Here is an 18,526-nt window from a genome sequence, read left to right as displayed (position 1 = left end):
TACCGCTTACGCACGGTTGTCCACAACAAACCCCCACCGCTTTGCACGCATGCTGTGGAAAACCGCATCCACGCCTGGACAAAAAAACGCCACGCCCCGAAAACGTTGGCGTGGCTGGCTTGCACCGACTTGTCCACATCAAACCCCCACGGCTTTCCACGCGCGATGTGGAAAAGCCGGTCGGGGGCGTTCGGCGTTGTGCCGCGCCGACCTTAGGCCGGCACCACCGGTGGCGCCCGCTTCCGGCCACATGGCCGGAAGCGGGCACGTCCTCACCAGCGGTAGGAAACGCCCAGCTGCGCGCTGGTATCGCGGTAACCCTGGCTGCCGGTCTGATGACCCAACTCGCCCCAGCCGCGCCAGCCACCGGCAAGGTTTACCTGCACGCCTGCCTTGGCCTCGTAGATGTCATCGGGCAGGTCGCGGCGGATCGACACGCCGTCCACCGCGATTGCCGACGCAGTGCCGCCGGACCACCAGTTGATCGCGACGAACGGATGCACATTGCCCTGCCGCTGGGTCAGCGCACGGGTATACAGGCGCGCCCCCAGCCTGGTGCTGGTGCCACCGGCGCGACGGCTTTCCACCTGCGTGCCATTGGCTTCGATGACCTGGTCGGCGTCGTAATGGTTGTGGACGACCTGCAACTGCGGTTCCAGGTACAGGCCGCGATCGGCGTTGCGCTGCAGCGGCAGGACGTAGCCCGCTTCCACCGAGCCACTCCAGTTGCGCGAACGATAGCGTTCCTCGGCCAGCCCCTCACCCTGCACCCGGTTGCGGAAGCGGCTGTACTGCACCCAGCTGTCCACATACGCGCCGCGCTGCATGTCGGCATCCTGCAGCCAGGTACCGTACGCGCCGACGCTGCTACCGGTGACCACGCCGCGCGCGGTGTACCCGGTCACCGTCGATACGGCATCACTACTGGCGCGCCCGTGGCCTCCCATCAGCCCCAGTTGCAGCTGGCCGCCCGCATTGGCGGCAAGGTCGTGGCCAACGCCGACCATCAGGTTGTCGACGCGGCTGTCCACGCGGATCTGCTCGCCGCCGGCGTGGCGGTCCAGGTGGCCGCTGCGTACACGTGCCCACGCCAGCGCGCCGCGCGACCCAGCGGCGTCGACACGGGTACCCGGATCGCCGGCACGGTCGTGCAGGCTCTGCTGGAACATGCGCAGGGCGGCCGACTGGTTGGCCAGATAGATGGCCGGCTCCGGGCGTTCGACCTTGGGGCCCGGATCCACCGGATCAAGCGGATCGACCGGATCGACCGGGTCCGGCGTTGCGGGATCCACCGGGTCGACCGGCGCCACCGGATCGACTGGATCGACTGGATCGACTGGATCGACTGGATCGACCGGTGGATCCACCGGCGCCACATATTCCGAGCGCAGGTACCAGTTGCCGTCATCCGGCGTGCGCACCCCGCCCTTGTACAGGAAGTAGTCGTAGGCACCGGCCACGGCGCGGCCCTGCAGCGCGAACTGCGCGTCGGACTGGCCGGCCACGCTGATCAGGCGGATACCTTCGCTGGTGAGCGCCCCGGCGCCACCGGCATTGTCCACCCGCACGGTCGCGGTGCCGCTGCTGTTGCCCTGGATCACCAGCGCATCGCCCGCCGAGCCGTCATCGCCCAGCTGGCGATTCATCACCCACGTGCCGCCATTGCCGACGTAGTCGCCGGTGATGGTCAAGGTCTTGAAATCGCCTTGCGTGGGTGCGACGAACGCAATGGTGCCCGCGTGCTGCAGCGTACCCACGGTGGAGTCGCCGCGCAGGTTCCAGCGGCTGCTGTCATCGAGCGACAGCGACGCCACGTGGAAGCCGCTGTCGCCGCGCAAGGCGCCGGTCAGCACGCTGGCGTTGGCCAGCGTCATCTCCACGTTGGCGGTGGCGCTGTCCACCACGACATCGCCGGTCAGGCGGCTGTTGTCGGCGTTGAAAAGAATGTCGGAGGTCGCCACCGAGCTGCCATCGGTGAACACGGTATCGCTGACCCGCAACAGCCGGCCATCGTCCACGCTGCCGGCCTGTCGCGCGACCACGTCGGTGTTGACGAGCGTCAGCGCGTGATTGCTGCCCTGCAGCCACAGCGCGGGACCGTCTTCGGTCTGCAGCTGGCTGTTGTTGAAGGTCAGGCGGTCCCAGTGCGGGCCGAACACGGTGATGTAGGAGCGGTAGGCACCGCTGCCTGCGCCCTTGGCATGGATGCTCAGGGTGTCCGCAGTGAGCTGTGCGGTGTTCATCTGCACGATGCCGAACGCCGCATTGCCCAGCACGGTGATGTGGCCGCCCTCGAGCTGCGCGTCGGCCGTGCTGCCGCCCAGGAACACGCCGCCACCGCCGTTGCCGTAGGTGGTGATGTCCAAGCCCTTGGCGCGGATGCGCGAATACGCCGTGGGCGGATTGCTGCCCGACGCACGCAGGCCGTAGACGCCGTCACCGTGTGTGTCGATGCTGCCGCCGGTTATTGTCGCGGTGCCGCCCCAGACGTCCACGCCATGGCCATAGCCGTTGGTGCCATAGGTGCTGATCACCGTATCGGTCAGATCGGCCAACGAGGCGGCGCTGGACAACCACAGCCCCGACTGGCCATCGCGCACGGTGAAATGTGCGCCGTTGGCGCTGAGCTTGCCCCAGTCGTTGACGTTGACGCCGTAGCCGCCGGTGGTCTCGAACGTTCCGCCGGTTATCTCGGCCGATGCGTAAATCCCCTTGGTCCGGTTGCCGAGCAGGCGGATGCTGCCGCCGTTGGTGGTGGCGCTGCCGCCGTTGATGCGCAGCAGGCCACCTTCGCTGATGTCGAAGTAGCCGTTGACCACGTCCACATCGGTCAGCGACAGCACGCTGCCGGTGCCGCTGGACGACAGGCGGCCGCTGTAACCGTTGTTGCCCGGGGCAAAACTGAGCTGCAGCGATTCCATCGCCAGCAGCGCGCCGCCTTCGGCATACACCGCGCTGTTGCCACCGTTGTTGATCTCGGTGCCGGTGACGTGCAGCTCGCTGCCGCTGCCGGTGGCGTACAGCGCATGCCCGCCGCTGCTGACGCGGCCGCCGGTCAGCCAGACCTTGCCGCCGCTGGTGGCATTGACCGTGCCGTAACCGGAGCCGTTGCGATATGCATCGATGACCAGGTTGTTGGCGCGGATCACGCTGCCCGCGCCGCTGGCATTCAAGGCATAGCCTACGCTGGCGCTACCGTCGCCCAGTTGGATGTGGCCGCCCTCGATCTGCACGCTGCCGCCGGCCAGGACACCGATTCCGCTGCCATTGCCGGTCACGCGCAGGTCCAGGTCGGTGGCGTGCAGCGTGGCGTCCCGACCGGTTACGGTCACCGCGTAGCTGCTGCCGGTGTGCAGCACGCTGTCACCGCTGGCCAGGTCGAGCGACTCGCCTGCGTTGACCGTGATCGGCGCGGTGTAGTCCAGCGCGCTGGCAGGCAGGGCCGCCAGCAGTGCCGCGCCGAGCGCGATCCGGGTCGGCAGTCCGGCGCGGACCGCGGGCGTCGTCACGGACACCGTGCCACGCTGCCGTGCAAGTTCGGACACCACCTTGCAGCGTCCATTCACGGGGTCCCGCACCAACCGGTAGATTCTGTTCATCCTGCTTCTTCTCGTCGCAAGGCAGCCGCCCGGCGTGGGCCAGACGGATCTGCAGACCATGTCGATCGCCGTCGGCGACCACCGTCGCGGCGTCAACGGCACAGGCCGGCAACGCCGCATGGCGACAAGGCGCGGGGGGAGGGGGCAGATGGCAGCGCCATCGCCGCGACACGCGGGGGCGTGCATCTGGGGCGTCCTTGAAGCCATACCGGCGCGACCACTGCGCTGCCGGTATGCACAGGCTAGGCAGTGGCCGCCACGGGCGACATCAGGCGATCCCTAAAATGGGCGGCGGCCGGCGGCGTGGTTGGCCCGGCAGTCAGTGAACGCGGCAGGCGGCCGCGTTCACTGACTGCCCCGGGCAGGCCCTGCGCCTGCTCAGTTGAACAGGTCCGAGGACAGGCAGAAGGTGATCAGCTCCTGGTCGGTCTTGACGCCGAGCTTGCGCATCGCGTTGACCTTCTGGGTGCTGACGGTCTTGCCGCTGCGGTTCAGGCGCCTGGCGATGTCGCCCACGCTCTGGCCGTTGGCGAACAGCCGGATCACCTCGAACTCGCGCGGGGACAGCAGCGAGGCCGAAGAGGCGTCGCCGGCCTCGGGCAGGGCCTCCTCGCGGGGCAGGTCCGGCGAGCGGTACACGCGCTGGGCCAGCAACGCGGACAGGGCCACGTTGAGTTCCTTGAGGTCCCCGCTCTTGCGCACCACGCCGCTGGCGCCGGCCCGGTACATCTCGGCGATGATCGACGGATTGGAGACCATGGTCAGAATCAACACCTGCACATCGGGGAAGTTGCGCAGCAGGTAGGAGATCAGCTTGATGCCATCGCCGAGGGCGTCATCGCCGGGCATGTTGTAGTCGGTGATGACGATGTCCGGTGCCAGCGTCTGCATCAACTCGACCAGCGCCGCCGGGCTCTGCGCCTGGCCGACCACCTCCAGGCGCGAGTCGCCGTCGATGACATCGCGGATGCCAGCCAGCACGATCGGGTGGTCATCGGCAATGACGATCTTGGTCTTCATGCGTGTTCTCGGCACCGGCAGGAGCAAAACTCAGGGAACATCGGTGGCCTCCGGCGGCGAGCGTTCCAGCCGCACCAGCGCCCGTTCCAGTTCAACCAGGAAGGCCTCCGCTGCCGCGCTGCACGCCATTACCGTTGCGCCGGCGGCGATTCTATCTTCGATCACCTGGGCGACGTCGACCAGGCGTTGCGCCGAGACCATCACCAACGCCCCGCGGATGCGATGCAGCATCTGCCGCACCTCGTTGGCCTGGTTGCGTTCAACGGCCGCAGACAGACCCTGCAGGTCGCTGCGCATGGTGGTAAGGAACAGCGCGCGCAGGTGGTCGGAGACGACAAGCGTATCGACCGGCACATCGCGGGGCGGTGAAAGGTCCACCGCGGTCGGGGCGATCGGTCCGGCCAACCCACTGAGCTGGCGGTACAGCGCCTGCAGCGAGATCGGCTTGACCAGGCAACTGTCCATGCCGGCGCTACGACAGCGCTCGCGCTCTTCCGGTGCGGCATTGGCGGTGGCGCCGATGATCGGCACGCGCACGCCGTCCGCACGCAGCCGGCGGGTGAGGGCATAGCCATCGATGTGCGGCATGTTAACGTCGGTAAGCACCGCGTCGAAGCGGCGTTGTGCCCAGTAGCCCAGTGCTTCGTCGCCATCGCTGGCCACCACCGCATGGCAGCCCAGCTGTTCCAGCTGTTCGCGCAGGATCATCTGGTTGATCGGGTTGTCCTCGGCGACCAGGACGTGCAGCCCGAGCCGACGGAACTGCGGCGCCGCGGTCGGCGCCTGCCGAGGCGCATCGCCCCCCATCGCCATCAGCAGTGCGTCCACCATGGCATCCAGGTTGTGCATGGACACCTCCCAGCGCCCGTCGATCCGCTCGGGATGGTCACCACCATCGGTCCTGGCCACCACGTGCGGCCCGCTCCAGCCCGGGTCGTGTTCGTCCAGCAGCACGTCCAGCAAGGGGGTATGCGTGCTGAAGTTCTGCGCCGATTCGCTGTGGTAGACCTGTGCGGCAGCGCCACGCTGACGCAGGCGCTCGCACAGGTTGTCGGCCAGTTCGCGCGATGGCGAGCGCACGTAGACCACGTCGTGCCCGTCGAAGCCCGGACGCTGCTCGGCGAGGGCGGGGCTTTCGTCCAGCGGCAGGTCGAAGCTGAAACTGCTGCCCAGCCCGCTGTCGCTGACCACCCGCAGTTCACCGCCCATCAACTCCACCAGGTGCGCGCTGATCGCCAGCCCCAGGCCAGTGCCGCGCATGGCATCGGTGCCCGGATTGGCCTGGTAGAACGGCTCGAACAGCCGCGCCTGGTGTTCCTGCTGGATGCCGATGCCGGTGTCGGCCACCTGCCAGCTCAGCCGCGGCAATGCCCCTGTCGCGTCCACCGCACGCAGGCGCACGACGATACGGCCGGCGTCGGTGAACTTGATCGCGTTGCTGATCAGGTTGTTGAGCACCTGCCGGATGCGCGCGGCATCGCCGATCACCAATGCCGGCACATTGCCGTCGATGCAGGCATACAGCTGCAGGCGCTTGCGCGTGGCCGAACCGGCATACGAGCGCAGTACTTCCTCGGTCAATCCGGCCGGACAGAACGCGACCGGTTCCAGCACCAGCTGCCCGGCCTCGGCCTTGGATACGTCCAGGATGTCGCTGATCAACTGCATCAGCGTGGAGGAAGAGCGCTGGATGGTGCCCACGTATTCCTGCTGGCGGCTGTCCAGCGGGGTCAGTCCGAGCAGCTCCAGCGTGCCCAGCACACCGTACAGCGGCGTGCGGATTTCATGGCTCATGGTGGCCAGGAACAGGCTCTTGGCCCGGTTGGCCTGGTCGGCGGCCACGCGCGCCTGCTGCAGCACCCGCTCGGCGTCGTGCTGGGCGGTGAGGTCGATGAACAGGCACAGCATCACCGGCTCGCGGCGGTAGCGTGCAGCGGTGACGGTCACCAGGAGGTGGCGTCCGTCGGGCGTGGTGTAGGGCCGCGTGGCCGGGCGCTGGGTCTCCGCGTCGGCCCACGCATCGTCGCGCCAGCCGCCATGCCAGCCGGGTGCGTCGGGCGACTCGCCCAGCCAGTTGCGCGCCAGGGCATTCTCCAGGATCACCTGGCCGTCGCGCTGGCGCAGCAGACACAGACCGATGGGGGCCGCGTCCAGCACGGTGCGGCTGAACGCTTCGCTCTCCAGCAGACGCTCATGATTCTCGCGCAGCGGGACCAGCACCGAGCGCCGATAGCTGCGCAGCACCAGCACGCCCCCCAGCGCCAGCAGCAGCGCGGCGATCACGCTGCCGATCAGCGGCCCGCGGGGATGGCTGAGAAGACGCGCCCAGCGCACCTGGTACACGGCCTGCCAGCCGTCGCTGGTTCGCATGCGGTAGACCACGCCGTCACGGGTGAAGCTGCGCTGCGCGCCGCTGCCCTCCAGGTGTGGGCCGTGCACCGGTCGACCGTTAGGGTCGATGATGGACAACTGGTCGTAGATCGTCTCGCCCAGCAGCTGACGACGGTCGTCCAGGCGCGTCAGGTCCAGCAGGCAGGCGATCGCCGGCATGGCCCGGGCGTCCGTATCGCCCCACGCGCCGATGTCCTGCGGTGCCTGCGCGATCGACAGCAGGCGGTTGTTGCCATCGCCGGGATCGCGCTGGAACCAGCGCACATCGCCACGCTGCAGCGAGACACTGGCTGCCACCGCGTGGATGTAGTTCAGGAGCGCCTGCATCGATGCCGAGGCGGGCCGCACCGGATCGATGTCGTCCACCGTGAGCGGCACCAGCAATCCCGCCGTGCCTTCGCCGCTGACCAGCAGGCAGCGCGGCGAGGGGTACAGCGATTCCGCCCAGAACGCGCCGTAGAAGCCCGAGAATCGCCCGCCCAGCGCCGATGCCGTGGGCGGTGGCGGCGTCTGGTCGTGCAGTACCGAGAACGGGATATAGGCCCGTGCCGGATTGGCGGCCTCCACGCTGCCCGACAGTGGCTGGCCGTGGACGGTTCCCGGTGGACCGCCGGGCAGCGCTGCCCGCTCGTGATCATGGGCGCGCCAGCGCCGCATGAAGCGCTCCTGTTCCTGCAGCGCGCCATCCAGGCGGCGGAAGTGGAACTCGATCTTGTCCTGTTCTTCGCGCAGCAACTGCAGCGTGGTCGACAGCACCAGCCCGGCCTGGATCGTGGCCAGGACGATCACGCCGATCAGCAGCGCATGGACGCGCAGCGAACGGCGGGCGAGCTGGCGGATGGGTGCGGCCTCGGGCATGGAATCCCCTTCTGGTGGTGGCAGCGTAGCGCGGGGGCAGCGCGATGCTGCATGCCCCCGCGATCGTCGACCGCTGCGTCCGGATGCGCAAGGATGCGGGGCCGCGCTGGATGGCGTGGTGAATGCCGGCCGGCAAAGGCTCAGCGCGTGGCGCGGGTGTCCGGGTGGCCCAGGTCGGTGTGCCGGTGCGCGGCCTTTTCCTGGTCCAGCAATGCACCAAAGGTTTCGGCGGGAATCGCGCGCGAAATCAGGAACCCTTGGACCTGGTTGCAGCCCAGCCTGCGCAGGGTGGCCAGCTCGGCATCGGTCTCCACCCCCTCGGCGACGATGTTCAGGCCCAGCTTGCTGCCCAGCGCGATCACCGTGGCCAGCGCGCTGTGCAGCGCCGGGTCGCGCGCGCAGCCGCGCACCAGCGCACGGTCGATCTTGACCTCGGTGAAGGGGGTGCTGACCAGGTTGTGCACCGAGCTCAGGCCCTGGCCGAAATCGTCCTGGGCCAGCCCGAAGCCCTTCATGCGCAACCGGCAGGCGCCAGCGTAGTAGTCGCTGACGTGGTGGGTGGTGCTGCTTTCCATCAGCTCGAAGCACAGATCGGCGGGAACACCGCCATGCGTGAGGGTCAGCTCCAGCAGTTCATCGGGCAGGCTGCTGCGCTCCAGCAGGTGCGGCGGCAGGTTGATCGACACCGGGATACGGAAGCCCTGTTCGCGCCAACGCGCCTGTGCCTGCACGCTGGCTTTGAGAATATGCCGCAGCAGCGCCGGCTCCAGTCCATGCTGTTGGATCAGCGGCAGGAAGCGACCGGCCTGCAGCGTGCCGTGCTCGGGATGACGCCAGCGCACCAGCGCCTCGGCGGCCACCACCAGGCCCGAGTCCAGCGACTTCTTCGGCTGGAACCAGGCGGTGATCTGGCCCCCGCTGATCGCCTCGCACAGGCGCTCGCGGCTGGCCACGATCGGCGCCTCGGCCGCTGTGCTCGCCGGCGCGGCGTCGGCGCTCGCCAGTTCAAGCTGGGCCAGCAGTTCGCCGACGTCGGCGGGGGCGACGGGCTTGGGCAGGATACCGAGCACGGTGATGCCCAGCGATTCGGCCATGAGGCGTGCCGAGGCCATCATCCGTTGCGACGCCGAACTGACCAGCGCCAGCATCGGCCGATGCTCCTGCGCGGCCAGCGCCTGGATGAACTGGATGCCATCCACGCCCGGCATCATCAGGTCGGTCACGACCAGGTCGTAGCGGCGCCAGTGGCACATCTCCACCGCATGCGCCGCATCACCGCAGGTGTCGGTGGCGATGCCGGGCGCGGCATTGAACATGTTGGCCAGGAAGCCGCGCTGGAACGGCTGGTCTTCCAGGATCAGTACACGGTGGTTGCTCACGTCGGGGCTCCTGCGGTCAATCCGCCCAGCGCATGGCGGAGGGTGCCGATGTCGATCGGCTTCACCAGGTAATCGGTCATGCCGCCGGCCAGGCAGCGCTCGCGTTCTTCGGGGGTGGCATTGGCGGTGGCGCCGATCACCGGCATCGCATGGCCATGCTGACGCAGGTGCCGGGCCAGCGCGTGGCCGCCCAGGCCGGGCATGTTGATGTCGGTCAGCACCACGTCGAACACCTCGGCAGTGCAGCGGGCCAGCGCTTCATGCCCGTCGCAGGCGGTGACCACGCTGCAGCCCAGCGTCTCCAGCTGTTCCTTCAGGATCAGCCGGTTGATCGGGTTGTCCTCGGCCACCAGCACGTGCAGCCCCAGGGACGCGCGCGGGGCACGCGTTGCCAGGGCCGGTGGTGCCTGGTTGCCCTGCTGCAGGCGGAACACCGCATCGGCGATGGCCCGGATGCTGAGCGTGGTGACCGTCAACTGGTCCGGCTGCGTCGGGTCCTCGCAGACCGGGTCGCCGGCATCAGCCAGTGCGACCACCCGCGGGCCGGGCCATTCAATCGGCGTCATGTCGCGCGGATCGCTGTCCACCAGGATCGCGCCCGGCTCTCTGGGCACCGGCAGGTCGGCATTGTAGCGGCGCGCGCTGGCGCCCCAGCGCTGCAGCCATTGGCACGCGCTGTCGGTGAGCTCGGCCAGGGCGGCGCGCACGTAGACGGGCGGGTGGGGGAGCAGGTGCGGGCCATCGGTACACGCGTCGGCATCGGCCAACACGCCTGCGTCGACGCCCAGCGGCAGGATCACGGTGAAGCTGCTGCCGAGCCCGGGCTCGCTGACCAGGCGCATCTCGCCGTTCATCAGCCGCACCAGATGGTCGCTGATCGACAGCCCCAGTCCGGTGCCGTCGGCGCGACCATGGCCGCTGGCCTGTCGGAAGGGCTCGAACAGCCGCGCATGCTCGGCGGCGGCGATCCCGATGCCGGTATCGGTGACCTGCCAGCTCACCGTGGCGGTGCCGCCTTCGCACGCGAGCAGCTTCACCCGCAGCACGATGCGGCCGCTGTCGGTGAACTTGATCGCGTTGCTGAGCAGGTTGCCCAGTACCTGGCGGATGCGGTCGGCATCGCCGGCCACCTGCGCGGGCAGGCGCGGATCGGTGCAGACCACGATCTGCAGCTGCTTGCGGGCGGCAGCGGCCGCATAGGCGCGCAGCGTGGTTTCGGCCAGGTCCAGCGGCGAAAAGGTGGAACTGGCCAGGGTGAGCTGGCCCGACTCGATCTTGGAGACATCGAGGATGTCGCTGATCAGTTGCAGCAGCACCGACGAGGAGTGCTGGATCGTCTTGAGATACTGCGCCTGGCGTGGATCCAAGGCGGTGTTGCCCAGCAGTTCAAGCGTGCCGAGCACGCCGTACAACGGCGTGCGGATCTCATGGCTCATGGTCGCCACGAACGCGCTCTTGGCCTGGCTGGCCTCGTCGGCGGCCTGCTTGGCCGCCGACAGCGCCGCCTGGATCTGGCGGTGCCGGCTGATGTCGTTGAACACGCACAGCAGCACGTCGTCGCCGTGGTACCGCGTGGATGCGTACAGCACTTGTAATTGACGGCCATCGGCGGTGGTGAAGTCGACCGCGCGGCGGCCGCGCGCAGTGCATTGGGCAAGGTCACCGGTGCGACGCCACGCCCCGGTCCAGTCGCCGGTGCCGGTATCGCGGCCCAGCCAGTCCCGCGCGAGCTGGTTTTCCAGCATCACCCGGGCATCGTGGCAGCGCAGCACGCACATGCCCACCGGCGCCATTTCGATCACCGTGCTGCCAAAATCGACGCTCTCCAGCAGCTGAAGGTGCTGGCGATGGGCCGGCTGGATGAGTTGGCGGTCGATACGTCGGATCAGCAGCCGCAACGCCGCGATCGCGGCAAGGCATACCAGCAGCGACACCGTGATGTGCACGGCCATGTCGCGCAGCAGCAGCGACGAGGGAAGGTGGTAGACAAGCCGCCAGCCGTCCTGGCCGATGCTCTTGACCAGGGCCAGCCCCTTGGGCAGCCCGTGTGCCCAGACGAAGGCGAAGGCATCCGTGTGCTGGCCGCGCAGCCAGGTCATGGGCGGATCGGTGGCCGATGGGCTGGACAGCACCGGCTGTCCGCGCTGGTCCAGCAGCAGGAACTCGCCGATGCCCTTGCCGTTGACCGTGCGTGCCACCGCCGCCGGGTCCAGCGCCAACACCAGCCAATGGGCCGGGTCAGGGCCGTCCTCGGCTGCGCGATACAGGTAGACGCCGCCCTCCGGCCGGCGTGAGGGCAGCCAGTACACCTCGGTACCGGGTGCGGCGCGGGCGGCGTGTGTGCGCAGCGCTGGCGCGGTCAGTTCGTCCGGCGGCGGTGTCGCCGGCGTGTGCCGACCCTGCAGCCACTGCCGCGGCGCCTGCGGATCGTTGCTCACGTGGACCAGGCGGGCGCCGAAGTCGGCCAGGGTCTGCTCGGCGCGCGCGGACAGCAGCAGACTGAGCTGCCGGCCGTCGTGGCCCATCCCCAGCGGCAGCCGCCGTATCTCGCTGTCTTCGCCATCATCCGGCCGGGCAGGGGCGGTCGCGGCCCGCGGCGATTCCACCACCGAATCCACCAGATAGTTCAACAGCGCTTCCCGATGGTCGAAATACACCTGCGCACGGTAGGCGGCAGCGTTCATGTCGCGGCGATGCACGGACACATCCTCGCTCAGCTGTGCCAGCAGGTAGAACCCGGCCGTGCCCAGCAGGCAGAACAGCACGCACAGCGACAACCAGCGCAGCAGCACGTTGGCCGCCACGACCGGGGCGTCAAGGGTGGAACGTCGGGGCAGGAGACGATGCATGCGCGCATGCTAGGAAGCGCGGCTGCCCGGGCACATCAGCCGATCCCTAAAACCGGCGCTGTCGGGATCGCCCGACGGACGCCGTTCAGCTGGATGAAAACGGACGGGCCCGCACAGTGGCGGGCCCGTCCGGTGCTGCGTGCAGGGGGCCGCTTACAGCGCGCTGCCACCAAACTTGTGCGTGTACTGCAGGTTCACCGTCCGGCCCACGGTATCGAACCAGGACACGTCGTAGTACGGATACGACGTATACGTCACGTCCTTGGGCGGCATCTTGTTGGCCACGTTCACCACCGACAACGACAGGCGCGAGTGGTCGTCGAACCGGTACTGCAGCGACACGTTGTAGCGGTACGTGGCGCCGATCCAGGGGCTGTCGCCGCTGTCCGGGTCGAAGCTCTGGTCGTAGCTGTCGTAGGTCGGCAGCCTGCCCAGCCGCGAGCCGTACACGGTGGCCGACCAGGCCTCCTTCTCCCAGGTGATGCTCGCGCTGGTCTTGGTGCGCGGGATGTCGAAGCCGCTGTTGACCGCGAACTGGTCTTCCACCACATCGCCCTCGAACTGCTGGAAGTCGTGCGTCTTCACCCAGGTGTGGTTGCCACTCAGGATGAAGTCGCCCACCCCGGTGCTCAGCCGGTAACGCAGGCCCACATCGATGCCACGGGTGGTCTCGCGCGCAATGTTGATCGGGTTGACGTGCACCCCGTACAGGCGGCCATCGCTGGTGCGGCTGACGCGGCTGATCGCATCGACACAGGTCGGCGAGTTGGCATCGGCGTTGCCCAGCCGGCACGCCGCTTCATCGCGCAGGATGGTGCCCACGTCCATGTCCTGCACCTGGTCGCGCATGTCGATGTCGAACCAGTCCACCGACAGGTCCAGCCCGATCGCCGGCGACCAGACGAAGCCGGCACTCCAGGACGTGCTGGTCTCCGGATCGAGCTTGCGGTTGCCTTCGCGCGTGCGGATCAGGTTTTCCTCGTAATCCGAGCAGTCCTCGGCCTGGTCCAGCTGGCAGGTGTAGTAGTCGTTGTTGCTGGTCTCGTCGTTGCCCGGGCCGGCATACACGTAATGCAGGTCCGGCGCGCGGAACGCGGTGCCGTAGGAACCGCGCACCAGCAGGGTGTCGATCGGGCGCCATTCGATGCCGCCGCTCCAGGTCGCCTTGCCGATGCTGTTGCCCGAATAGCGGTACTGGTCGTAGCGACCGGCCACGCTCACGTTGAGGGTGTCGTGCAGCGGCAGGCGCAGCTCGGCGGCGGTGGCCCAGCGGTTGCGGCTGCCGTGGCCGTCCGAATCCTTCCAGCTGTAGTAGTAGTACTCGGTCGCCAGCGGATCGGGATTGAGCGCGTAGGACTGGTTGCCGAACTCGGCAGTGGCGGCGAAGCCGGCCTTGCCGCCGGGCAGCGAGAACAGCTCGCCGTTGGTCAGGGTCAGCGCGGCGGTATCGGTGCGCGACTTCGGGGTGTAGGTGGTCTTCGCGGCGATCGCATCGTATTCGCTGCGGCTCAGCGGCCGGTACAGGCGCGCCGGGTCGGCATTGAAGACCGGGAACACGTTGTCGTCGTCATCGGTGTACTCGCCCAGCTGCTCGCCCAGGAACAGCGCGTTGGCCTTGGCGGCGATGATCTGCGGCCAGCGGATCGACGACTGGTACTGCGAGTGGCTCAGCGACGCCTCGTAGTCCCAGTTCGCGTCCAGGCTGCCCTTGAAGCCGGTGGTGACGCTGAAGGTCTTCTGCGTGCTGCGGATCATGCCGTTGCGCAGCCCGCCCATTTCTTCCGGCGAGAACTGGCGCTGCCAGAACTCCACCTGGTCGGTGGCCTGGTTGTAGAAATAGCCGTCCTCGTTGCCGTCGGCGGCCATCCGGCCCCACTGGGTCACATCGCGCATCAGCGCGATGTCGTGGTAGCCCATCTGCACATCGGCGAACCAGCTGGCGCCGTTGTCGAAGGCATAGTTCAGCGAGGCGTAGCCGTTCACGCCACGGCGCTTGCTGAGGATCGTGCCGTAGCCGATCGACCTGTCGCTGCCGCAGTAGAAGCCGTAGCGCGCGCGCTCGGCATAGCCGGTGCTGCCGCGGTTCTGGCCGGCCAGCGCGTCGCAGGTGGCCTGGCCCGGGTCGAGGTAGTCGTCGTTGTAGTCGGTGCGCAGGTAGGCGCGCCGCGCCGCGCGGGCGCTCTCGGTCGGTGCGTCCAGGGTGGAGTCCTGCTGGCCGCGCTCATACGCCCACAGCGGGGTCTGCGACTGCAGTTCCAGGCTGTACACCGCGCTGAAGCGGCCGGCGTCGAAGCCACTGGCCAGGCTGATATCGAAGGAATCGGCGCCGCCTTCGGTGGCCGTGCCCATGCGCACGTCCACGGTGGTGCCATCGACATGCTTCTTCAGGATGAAGTTGACCACGCCGGCGATCGCATCCGAGCCATAGATCGCCGAAGCGCTGCCGGTCAGCACTTCGATCCGCTCGATCATCCCGATCGGGATGTTGGAGACATCGGTGAAGTTGCTGCGGCCCTGGAACGGCATCGGGAAGTCGGCGATGCGGCGGCCGTTGACCAGCACCAGGGTGTGGTTCGGGCCCAGCCCGCGCAGGTCCACCTGCTGCGCACCCGGGGAGAAGTCGGCGCCGCTGGAGGACTGCTGGCTCTGGGTCTCACCGCCGTTCTGGGTCATCGAGCGCAACACGTCCGGCACGCTGGTGAAGCCGCTGGCCTGGATCTGCTCGGCGGTGATCACCGTGACCGGGGCCGGGCCTTCCACCTGCGCGCGCGGAATCCGCGAGCCGGTGACCTGCACCGTGTCCAGCTGCTGCACTCCGGAAGCGGCCGGAGACTGTGCGCCCGCGGTCGCGGCCACACCCATCAACGCCAGCTGGATCGACCACGCCATCGCCTGTTTACGCATGAGAATTCTCGAGAAGAAAGAGTCGGCCTCGAGGGAGGCCCGTCCCCCATTCACATTTCGCGAATGGACGGCGCGCATTTAACGCCTTTTTTACGGGGTTGACCACTGCCATGTTCTCTGGCAAAGAGTGAAAGCGGTTCCACCCCGATTTCATTCAGGGAGATCTACGTGCACAAGGCTTTCCGCCGGTTCGGCCGGACCCTCGGCCTGCTGCTCACCGCCGCGCTGCTGCCCGTCCACGCCCAGTCCCTGCAGGACCCCGGCTTCCGCTATTACGAGGTCGGCGACCTGGACGCCGCGCCGGCCCTGCACACCGAGCCGGCGATGATGCTGATGGGCGGTGGCGAGTGGGTGCCCGCCGCCTTCCAGTGGTGGCTGCAGCGTGCCGGGCATGGCCGCGTGGTGATCCTGCGCGCCTCCGGTGCCGACGACCTGCAGGACCGCCTGTACCGCGACATCGGCGGGGCCGCGTCGGTGCAGACCCTGGTGTTCGACAGTCGCCGCGCCGCCGAGGACCCGGCGGTGCTGCGGGTGGTGGCCGCGGCCGATGCGATCTTCATCGCCGGTGGCGACCAGTCGCGCTACATCCGCTTCTGGAAGGGCACCGCGCTCAACGACGCGCTCAACGCGCACGTGCGCGCCGGCCGGCCGATCGCCGGCACCAGCGCCGGCCTGGCCATCCTGGGCGGTTACAGCTACGGCGCCCTGGACGGTGGCAGCGTCACCTCCGAACGCGCGCTGCGCGACCCGATGGGCAGCGCGGTCACCCTGGACAACGATTTCCTGGCCATGCCCTACCTGGCCAACGTCATCACCGACACCCACTTCGGCAAGCGCGATCGGCTGGGCCGGCTGATCGTGTTCGTCGCCCGCGCCGCCCAGCAGGCCGGCCGCGTGGACATGGTCGGCATCGGCGTGGACGAGGACACCGCGCTATGCGTGGAGGCCGATGGCCGCGGGCGCGTGCTCAGCAATGACGAGGGCTACGCCTGGCTGGTCATGCCGCGGCATACCGCCGAGCGCCTGCGTGACGGCGAGCCACTGGACTTCCACGCGATCCCGGTCACCGGGGTCGGCAGCGGCAGCCTGCTGCACCTGGACGGGTTCCGCGTAGAGGATGCCGCGTTCCGGATGACCGCCGATATCCGCGAGGGAGGCCTGGAACTGGCGCCAGGCCCGTAGGTCCACGCCGGGCGTGGAGGCGTCTGGCGTGGCGCGGAGCCAGCGTCATGGGGGTGTCCTGGGAGCGGCGCAGGGGGTCTGGCCGCGCATGCCATGATGGCGCCCTGTCCCCGACGCGGTGCCTGCCCATGTCACGTCCTGCTGGTGTGTTGTTGACGTTGTGCCTGTCCATGCCGTTGCTGGCTGCCGGCGCCGAACCGGTCCTGGTCCTGCACGGCGGGGCGGGCGTGGAGCGCAAGGATCTGTCCCCGGCCGAAGAAACGGCCGCGCGCGCCGCCCTGCGCCAGGCGCTGCTCAGCGGCCACCGGGCGCTGGCCGCCGGCAAGCCGGCGCTGGAGGCGGTGACCGCCGCGATCACCGTGCTGGAGGACGATCCCACCTTCAACGCCGGCAAGGGTGCCGTGTTCACCCACGACGGGCGCAACGAACTCGATGCCTCCCTGATGGATGGCGCCAGCCTGAAGGCCGGTGCGGTGGCCGGCGTGCAGCGCGTGCGCAATCCGATCCTGCTGGCCGAGGCGGTCATGCAGCATTCGCCGCACGTGATGATGGTGGGGCAGGGCGCGGAGGCGTTTGCCGCGACCCAGGGCATTTCCCTGGTCGATCCGTCCTACTTCCGCACCGAGAAGCGCTGGCAGCAGTTGCAGCGCGCATTGAAGGAGGAGGCCGCTGGCCAGGCCCATGCGGACCTGGAGACCGCGCGGCACTTCGGCACGGTCGGTGCCGTCGCCCTGGACGCGCAGGGCCATCTCGCCGCCGGCACCTCCACCGGTGGCATGACCAACAAGCGCTACGGCCGGGTCGGCGATTCCCCCATCATCGGCGCCGGCACCTATGCCAACGCCACCTGTGCGGTGTCGGGTACCGGCTGGGGCGAGTACTACATCCGCACCGCAGCGGCGTACGACATCTGCGCGCGCATGCAGTACCTCAAGCAGGGCCCGGTCGAAGCCGGCCGCGCGGTGATCAACGAGCGCATTCCCGCCCTTGGCGGCGATGGCGGGGCGATCGTGCTCTCCGCCGATGGCCGCGCCGCGACGCCGTTCAACACGCAGGGCATGTATCGCGGCTGGATCGGCGCCGATGGCGTGCCTCACGTGGCGATCTTCGCCGACGAGCCGCTGCCGCTTCCTGGCCAATAGCCTGCGCCCACAAGGCAAATTGCGATTCGCGTGAAAAAGTTGAAAAAGAGTGTTGACAGAACCCGTCTTCACCCCCAAAATTCACGGCTCTTCCACCCCACACCGAAAACGCTTCGGCGCCACGGGACAGGGTGGTAAGGAGGGATACCCAAGCGGCCAACGGGGGCAGACTGTAAATCTGCTGGCTTACGCCTTCGGTGGTTCGAATCCACCTCCCTCCACCAGTTTCATGTTGTGGCAAGAGCTTCCGATGCGGGAGTAGTTCAATGGTAGAACCTCAGCCTTCCAAGCTGATGGTGCGGGTTCGATCCCCGTCTCCCGCTCCATTGAATGAGTTTGAATATATTCAAATTCGTGCCATAATTCAAAACTCGCTCACGTAGCTCAGTCGGTAGAGCACCTCCTTGGTAAGGAGGAGGTCGAAGGTTCGATTCCTTTCGTGAGCACCATCTAAGTGCCACCATTCAGACGATTTCGAGATAAGCAGCCATGGCCAAGGGTAAGTTCGAGCGCACCAAGCCGCACGTCAACGTCGGCACCATCGGTCACGTCGACCACGGCAAGACCACGCTGACCGCCGCACTGACCAAGATCGGTGCTGAGCGCTTCGGTGGCGAGTTCAAGGATTACTCCGCGATCGACGCCGCGCCGGAAGAAAAGGCCCGTGGCATCACGATCTCGACCGCGCACGTCGAATACGAATCCACCGAGCGTCATTACGCCCACGTGGATTGCCCGGGCCATGCTGACTACGTCAAGAACATGATCACCGGTGCTGCCCAGATGGACGGCGCGATCCTGGTCTGCTCGGCCGCTGACGGCCCGATGCCGCAGACCCGCGAGCACATCCTGCTGTCGCGCCAGGTCGGCGTGCCGTACATCGTCGTGTTCCTGAACAAGGCCGACATGGTGGACGACGCCGAGCTGCTGGAACTGGTCGAAATGGAAGTCCGCGAGCTGCTGAGCAAGTACGACTTCCCGGGCGACGACACCCCGATCATCGCGGGTTCGGCCCGTCTGGCGCTGGAAGGCGACCAGAGCGACATCGGCGTGCCGGCCGTGATCAAGCTGGTCGAAGCCCTCGACAGCTGGATTCCGACCCCGGAGCGCGACATCGACAAGCCGTTCCTGATGCCGGTGGAAGACGTGTTCTCGATCTCGGGCCGCGGCACCGTGGTGACCGGTCGTATCGAGCGCGGCGT

At 68.0% G+C, this 18,526-nt stretch carries 9 protein-coding genes and 3 tRNA genes; 6 read left to right on the top strand and 6 right to left on the bottom strand.

The genetic code is table 11. The features are described 5' to 3' along the window. Window positions 1-272: 272 nt before the first annotated feature. The 6 genes from M2421_RS17160 to M2421_RS17135 form a co-directional block, all read right to left on the bottom strand. Window positions 273-3,599 carry an autotransporter outer membrane beta-barrel domain-containing protein gene (locus tag M2421_RS17160; RefSeq protein WP_259208993.1) on the bottom strand — a complete coding sequence of 1,109 codons (3,327 nt, stop codon included), beginning with the start codon at window positions 3,597-3,599 and terminating at the stop codon, window positions 273-275. A gap of 378 nt (window positions 3,600-3,977) precedes the next feature. After that, a complete protein-coding gene (locus M2421_RS17155; protein ID WP_259208992.1) occupies window positions 3,978-4,619 on the bottom strand; it encodes a response regulator transcription factor in 642 nt (213 codons plus the stop codon). A gap of 30 nt (window positions 4,620-4,649) precedes the next feature. After that, window positions 4,650-7,868 (bottom strand): hybrid sensor histidine kinase/response regulator, encoded by a 3,219-nt coding sequence (locus M2421_RS17150; protein WP_259208990.1) that lies wholly within the window; start codon window positions 7,866-7,868, stop codon window positions 4,650-4,652. 140 nt (window positions 7,869-8,008) lie between these two features. Continuing rightward, window positions 8,009-9,247: an EAL domain-containing response regulator gene (locus M2421_RS17145; RefSeq protein WP_259208988.1), complete on the bottom strand. Its 1,239-nt coding sequence runs from the start codon at window positions 9,245-9,247 to the stop codon at window positions 8,009-8,011. Then, window positions 9,244-12,096 carry a response regulator gene (locus tag M2421_RS17140; protein ID WP_259208987.1) on the bottom strand — a complete coding sequence of 951 codons (2,853 nt, stop codon included), beginning with the start codon at window positions 12,094-12,096 and terminating at the stop codon, window positions 9,244-9,246. Before M2421_RS17140 ends, M2421_RS17145 begins: the two co-directional genes overlap by 4 nt. A 153-nt stretch (window positions 12,097-12,249) precedes the next feature. Continuing rightward, a complete protein-coding gene (locus tag M2421_RS17135) occupies window positions 12,250-15,000 on the bottom strand; it encodes a TonB-dependent receptor (protein ID WP_259208985.1) in 2,751 nt (916 codons plus the stop codon). A gap of 207 nt (window positions 15,001-15,207) precedes the next feature. On the opposite strand from M2421_RS17135, the gene M2421_RS17130 reads away from it, so the two are divergent. The 6 genes from M2421_RS17130 to M2421_RS17105 all read left to right on the top strand — a co-directional run. After that, the gene (locus M2421_RS17130; RefSeq protein WP_259209302.1) at window positions 15,208-16,182 is read left to right on the top strand and encodes a cyanophycinase; all 975 of its coding nucleotides are present in this window, start codon (window positions 15,208-15,210) and stop codon (window positions 16,180-16,182) included. Window positions 16,183-16,310: 128 nt separating this feature from the next. Further along, window positions 16,311-17,324 carry an isoaspartyl peptidase/L-asparaginase gene (locus M2421_RS17125; protein ID WP_259208983.1) on the top strand — a complete coding sequence of 338 codons (1,014 nt, stop codon included), beginning with the start codon at window positions 16,311-16,313 and terminating at the stop codon, window positions 17,322-17,324. Between the two features lie 138 nt (window positions 17,325-17,462). After that, window positions 17,463-17,548, top strand: a tRNA-Tyr gene (locus M2421_RS17120). 28 nt (window positions 17,549-17,576) lie between these two features. Further along, window positions 17,577-17,650 (top strand) — tRNA-Gly (locus M2421_RS17115). A gap of 47 nt (window positions 17,651-17,697) precedes the next feature. Continuing rightward, window positions 17,698-17,773 (top strand) — tRNA-Thr (locus tag M2421_RS17110). 40 nt (window positions 17,774-17,813) lie between these two features. Next, on the top strand, window positions 17,814-18,526 hold a 713-nt coding region (locus tag M2421_RS17105; RefSeq protein WP_259208982.1), incomplete at its 3' end, for a GTP-binding protein.

The organism is Stenotrophomonas sp. BIGb0135 (assembly GCF_024810105.1).
Taxonomy (GTDB): Bacteria; Pseudomonadota; Gammaproteobacteria; order Xanthomonadales; family Xanthomonadaceae; genus Stenotrophomonas; species Stenotrophomonas maltophilia_AB.
This window is presented reverse-complemented; position numbering and strand designations above follow the sequence as displayed.

Bases quoted from the DNA above. Each gene is read 5' to 3' on its own strand.
- M2421_RS17140 (WP_259208987.1), bottom strand. From the start codon at position 12,096: ATGCATCGTCTCCTGCCCCGACGTTCCACCCTTGACGCCCCGGTCGTG.
- M2421_RS17155 (WP_259208992.1), bottom strand. From the start codon at position 4,619: ATGAAGACCAAGATCGTCATTGCCGATGACCACCCGATCGTGCTGGCT.
- M2421_RS17125 (WP_259208983.1), top strand. From the start codon at position 16,311: ATGTCACGTCCTGCTGGTGTGTTGTTGACGTTGTGCCTGTCCATGCCG.
- M2421_RS17150 (WP_259208990.1), bottom strand. From the start codon at position 7,868: ATGCCCGAGGCCGCACCCATCCGCCAGCTCGCCCGCCGTTCGCTGCGC.
- M2421_RS17135 (WP_259208985.1), bottom strand. From the start codon at position 15,000: ATGCGTAAACAGGCGATGGCGTGGTCGATCCAGCTGGCGTTGATGGGT.
- M2421_RS17160 (WP_259208993.1), bottom strand. From the start codon at position 3,599: ATGAACAGAATCTACCGGTTGGTGCGGGACCCCGTGAATGGACGCTGC.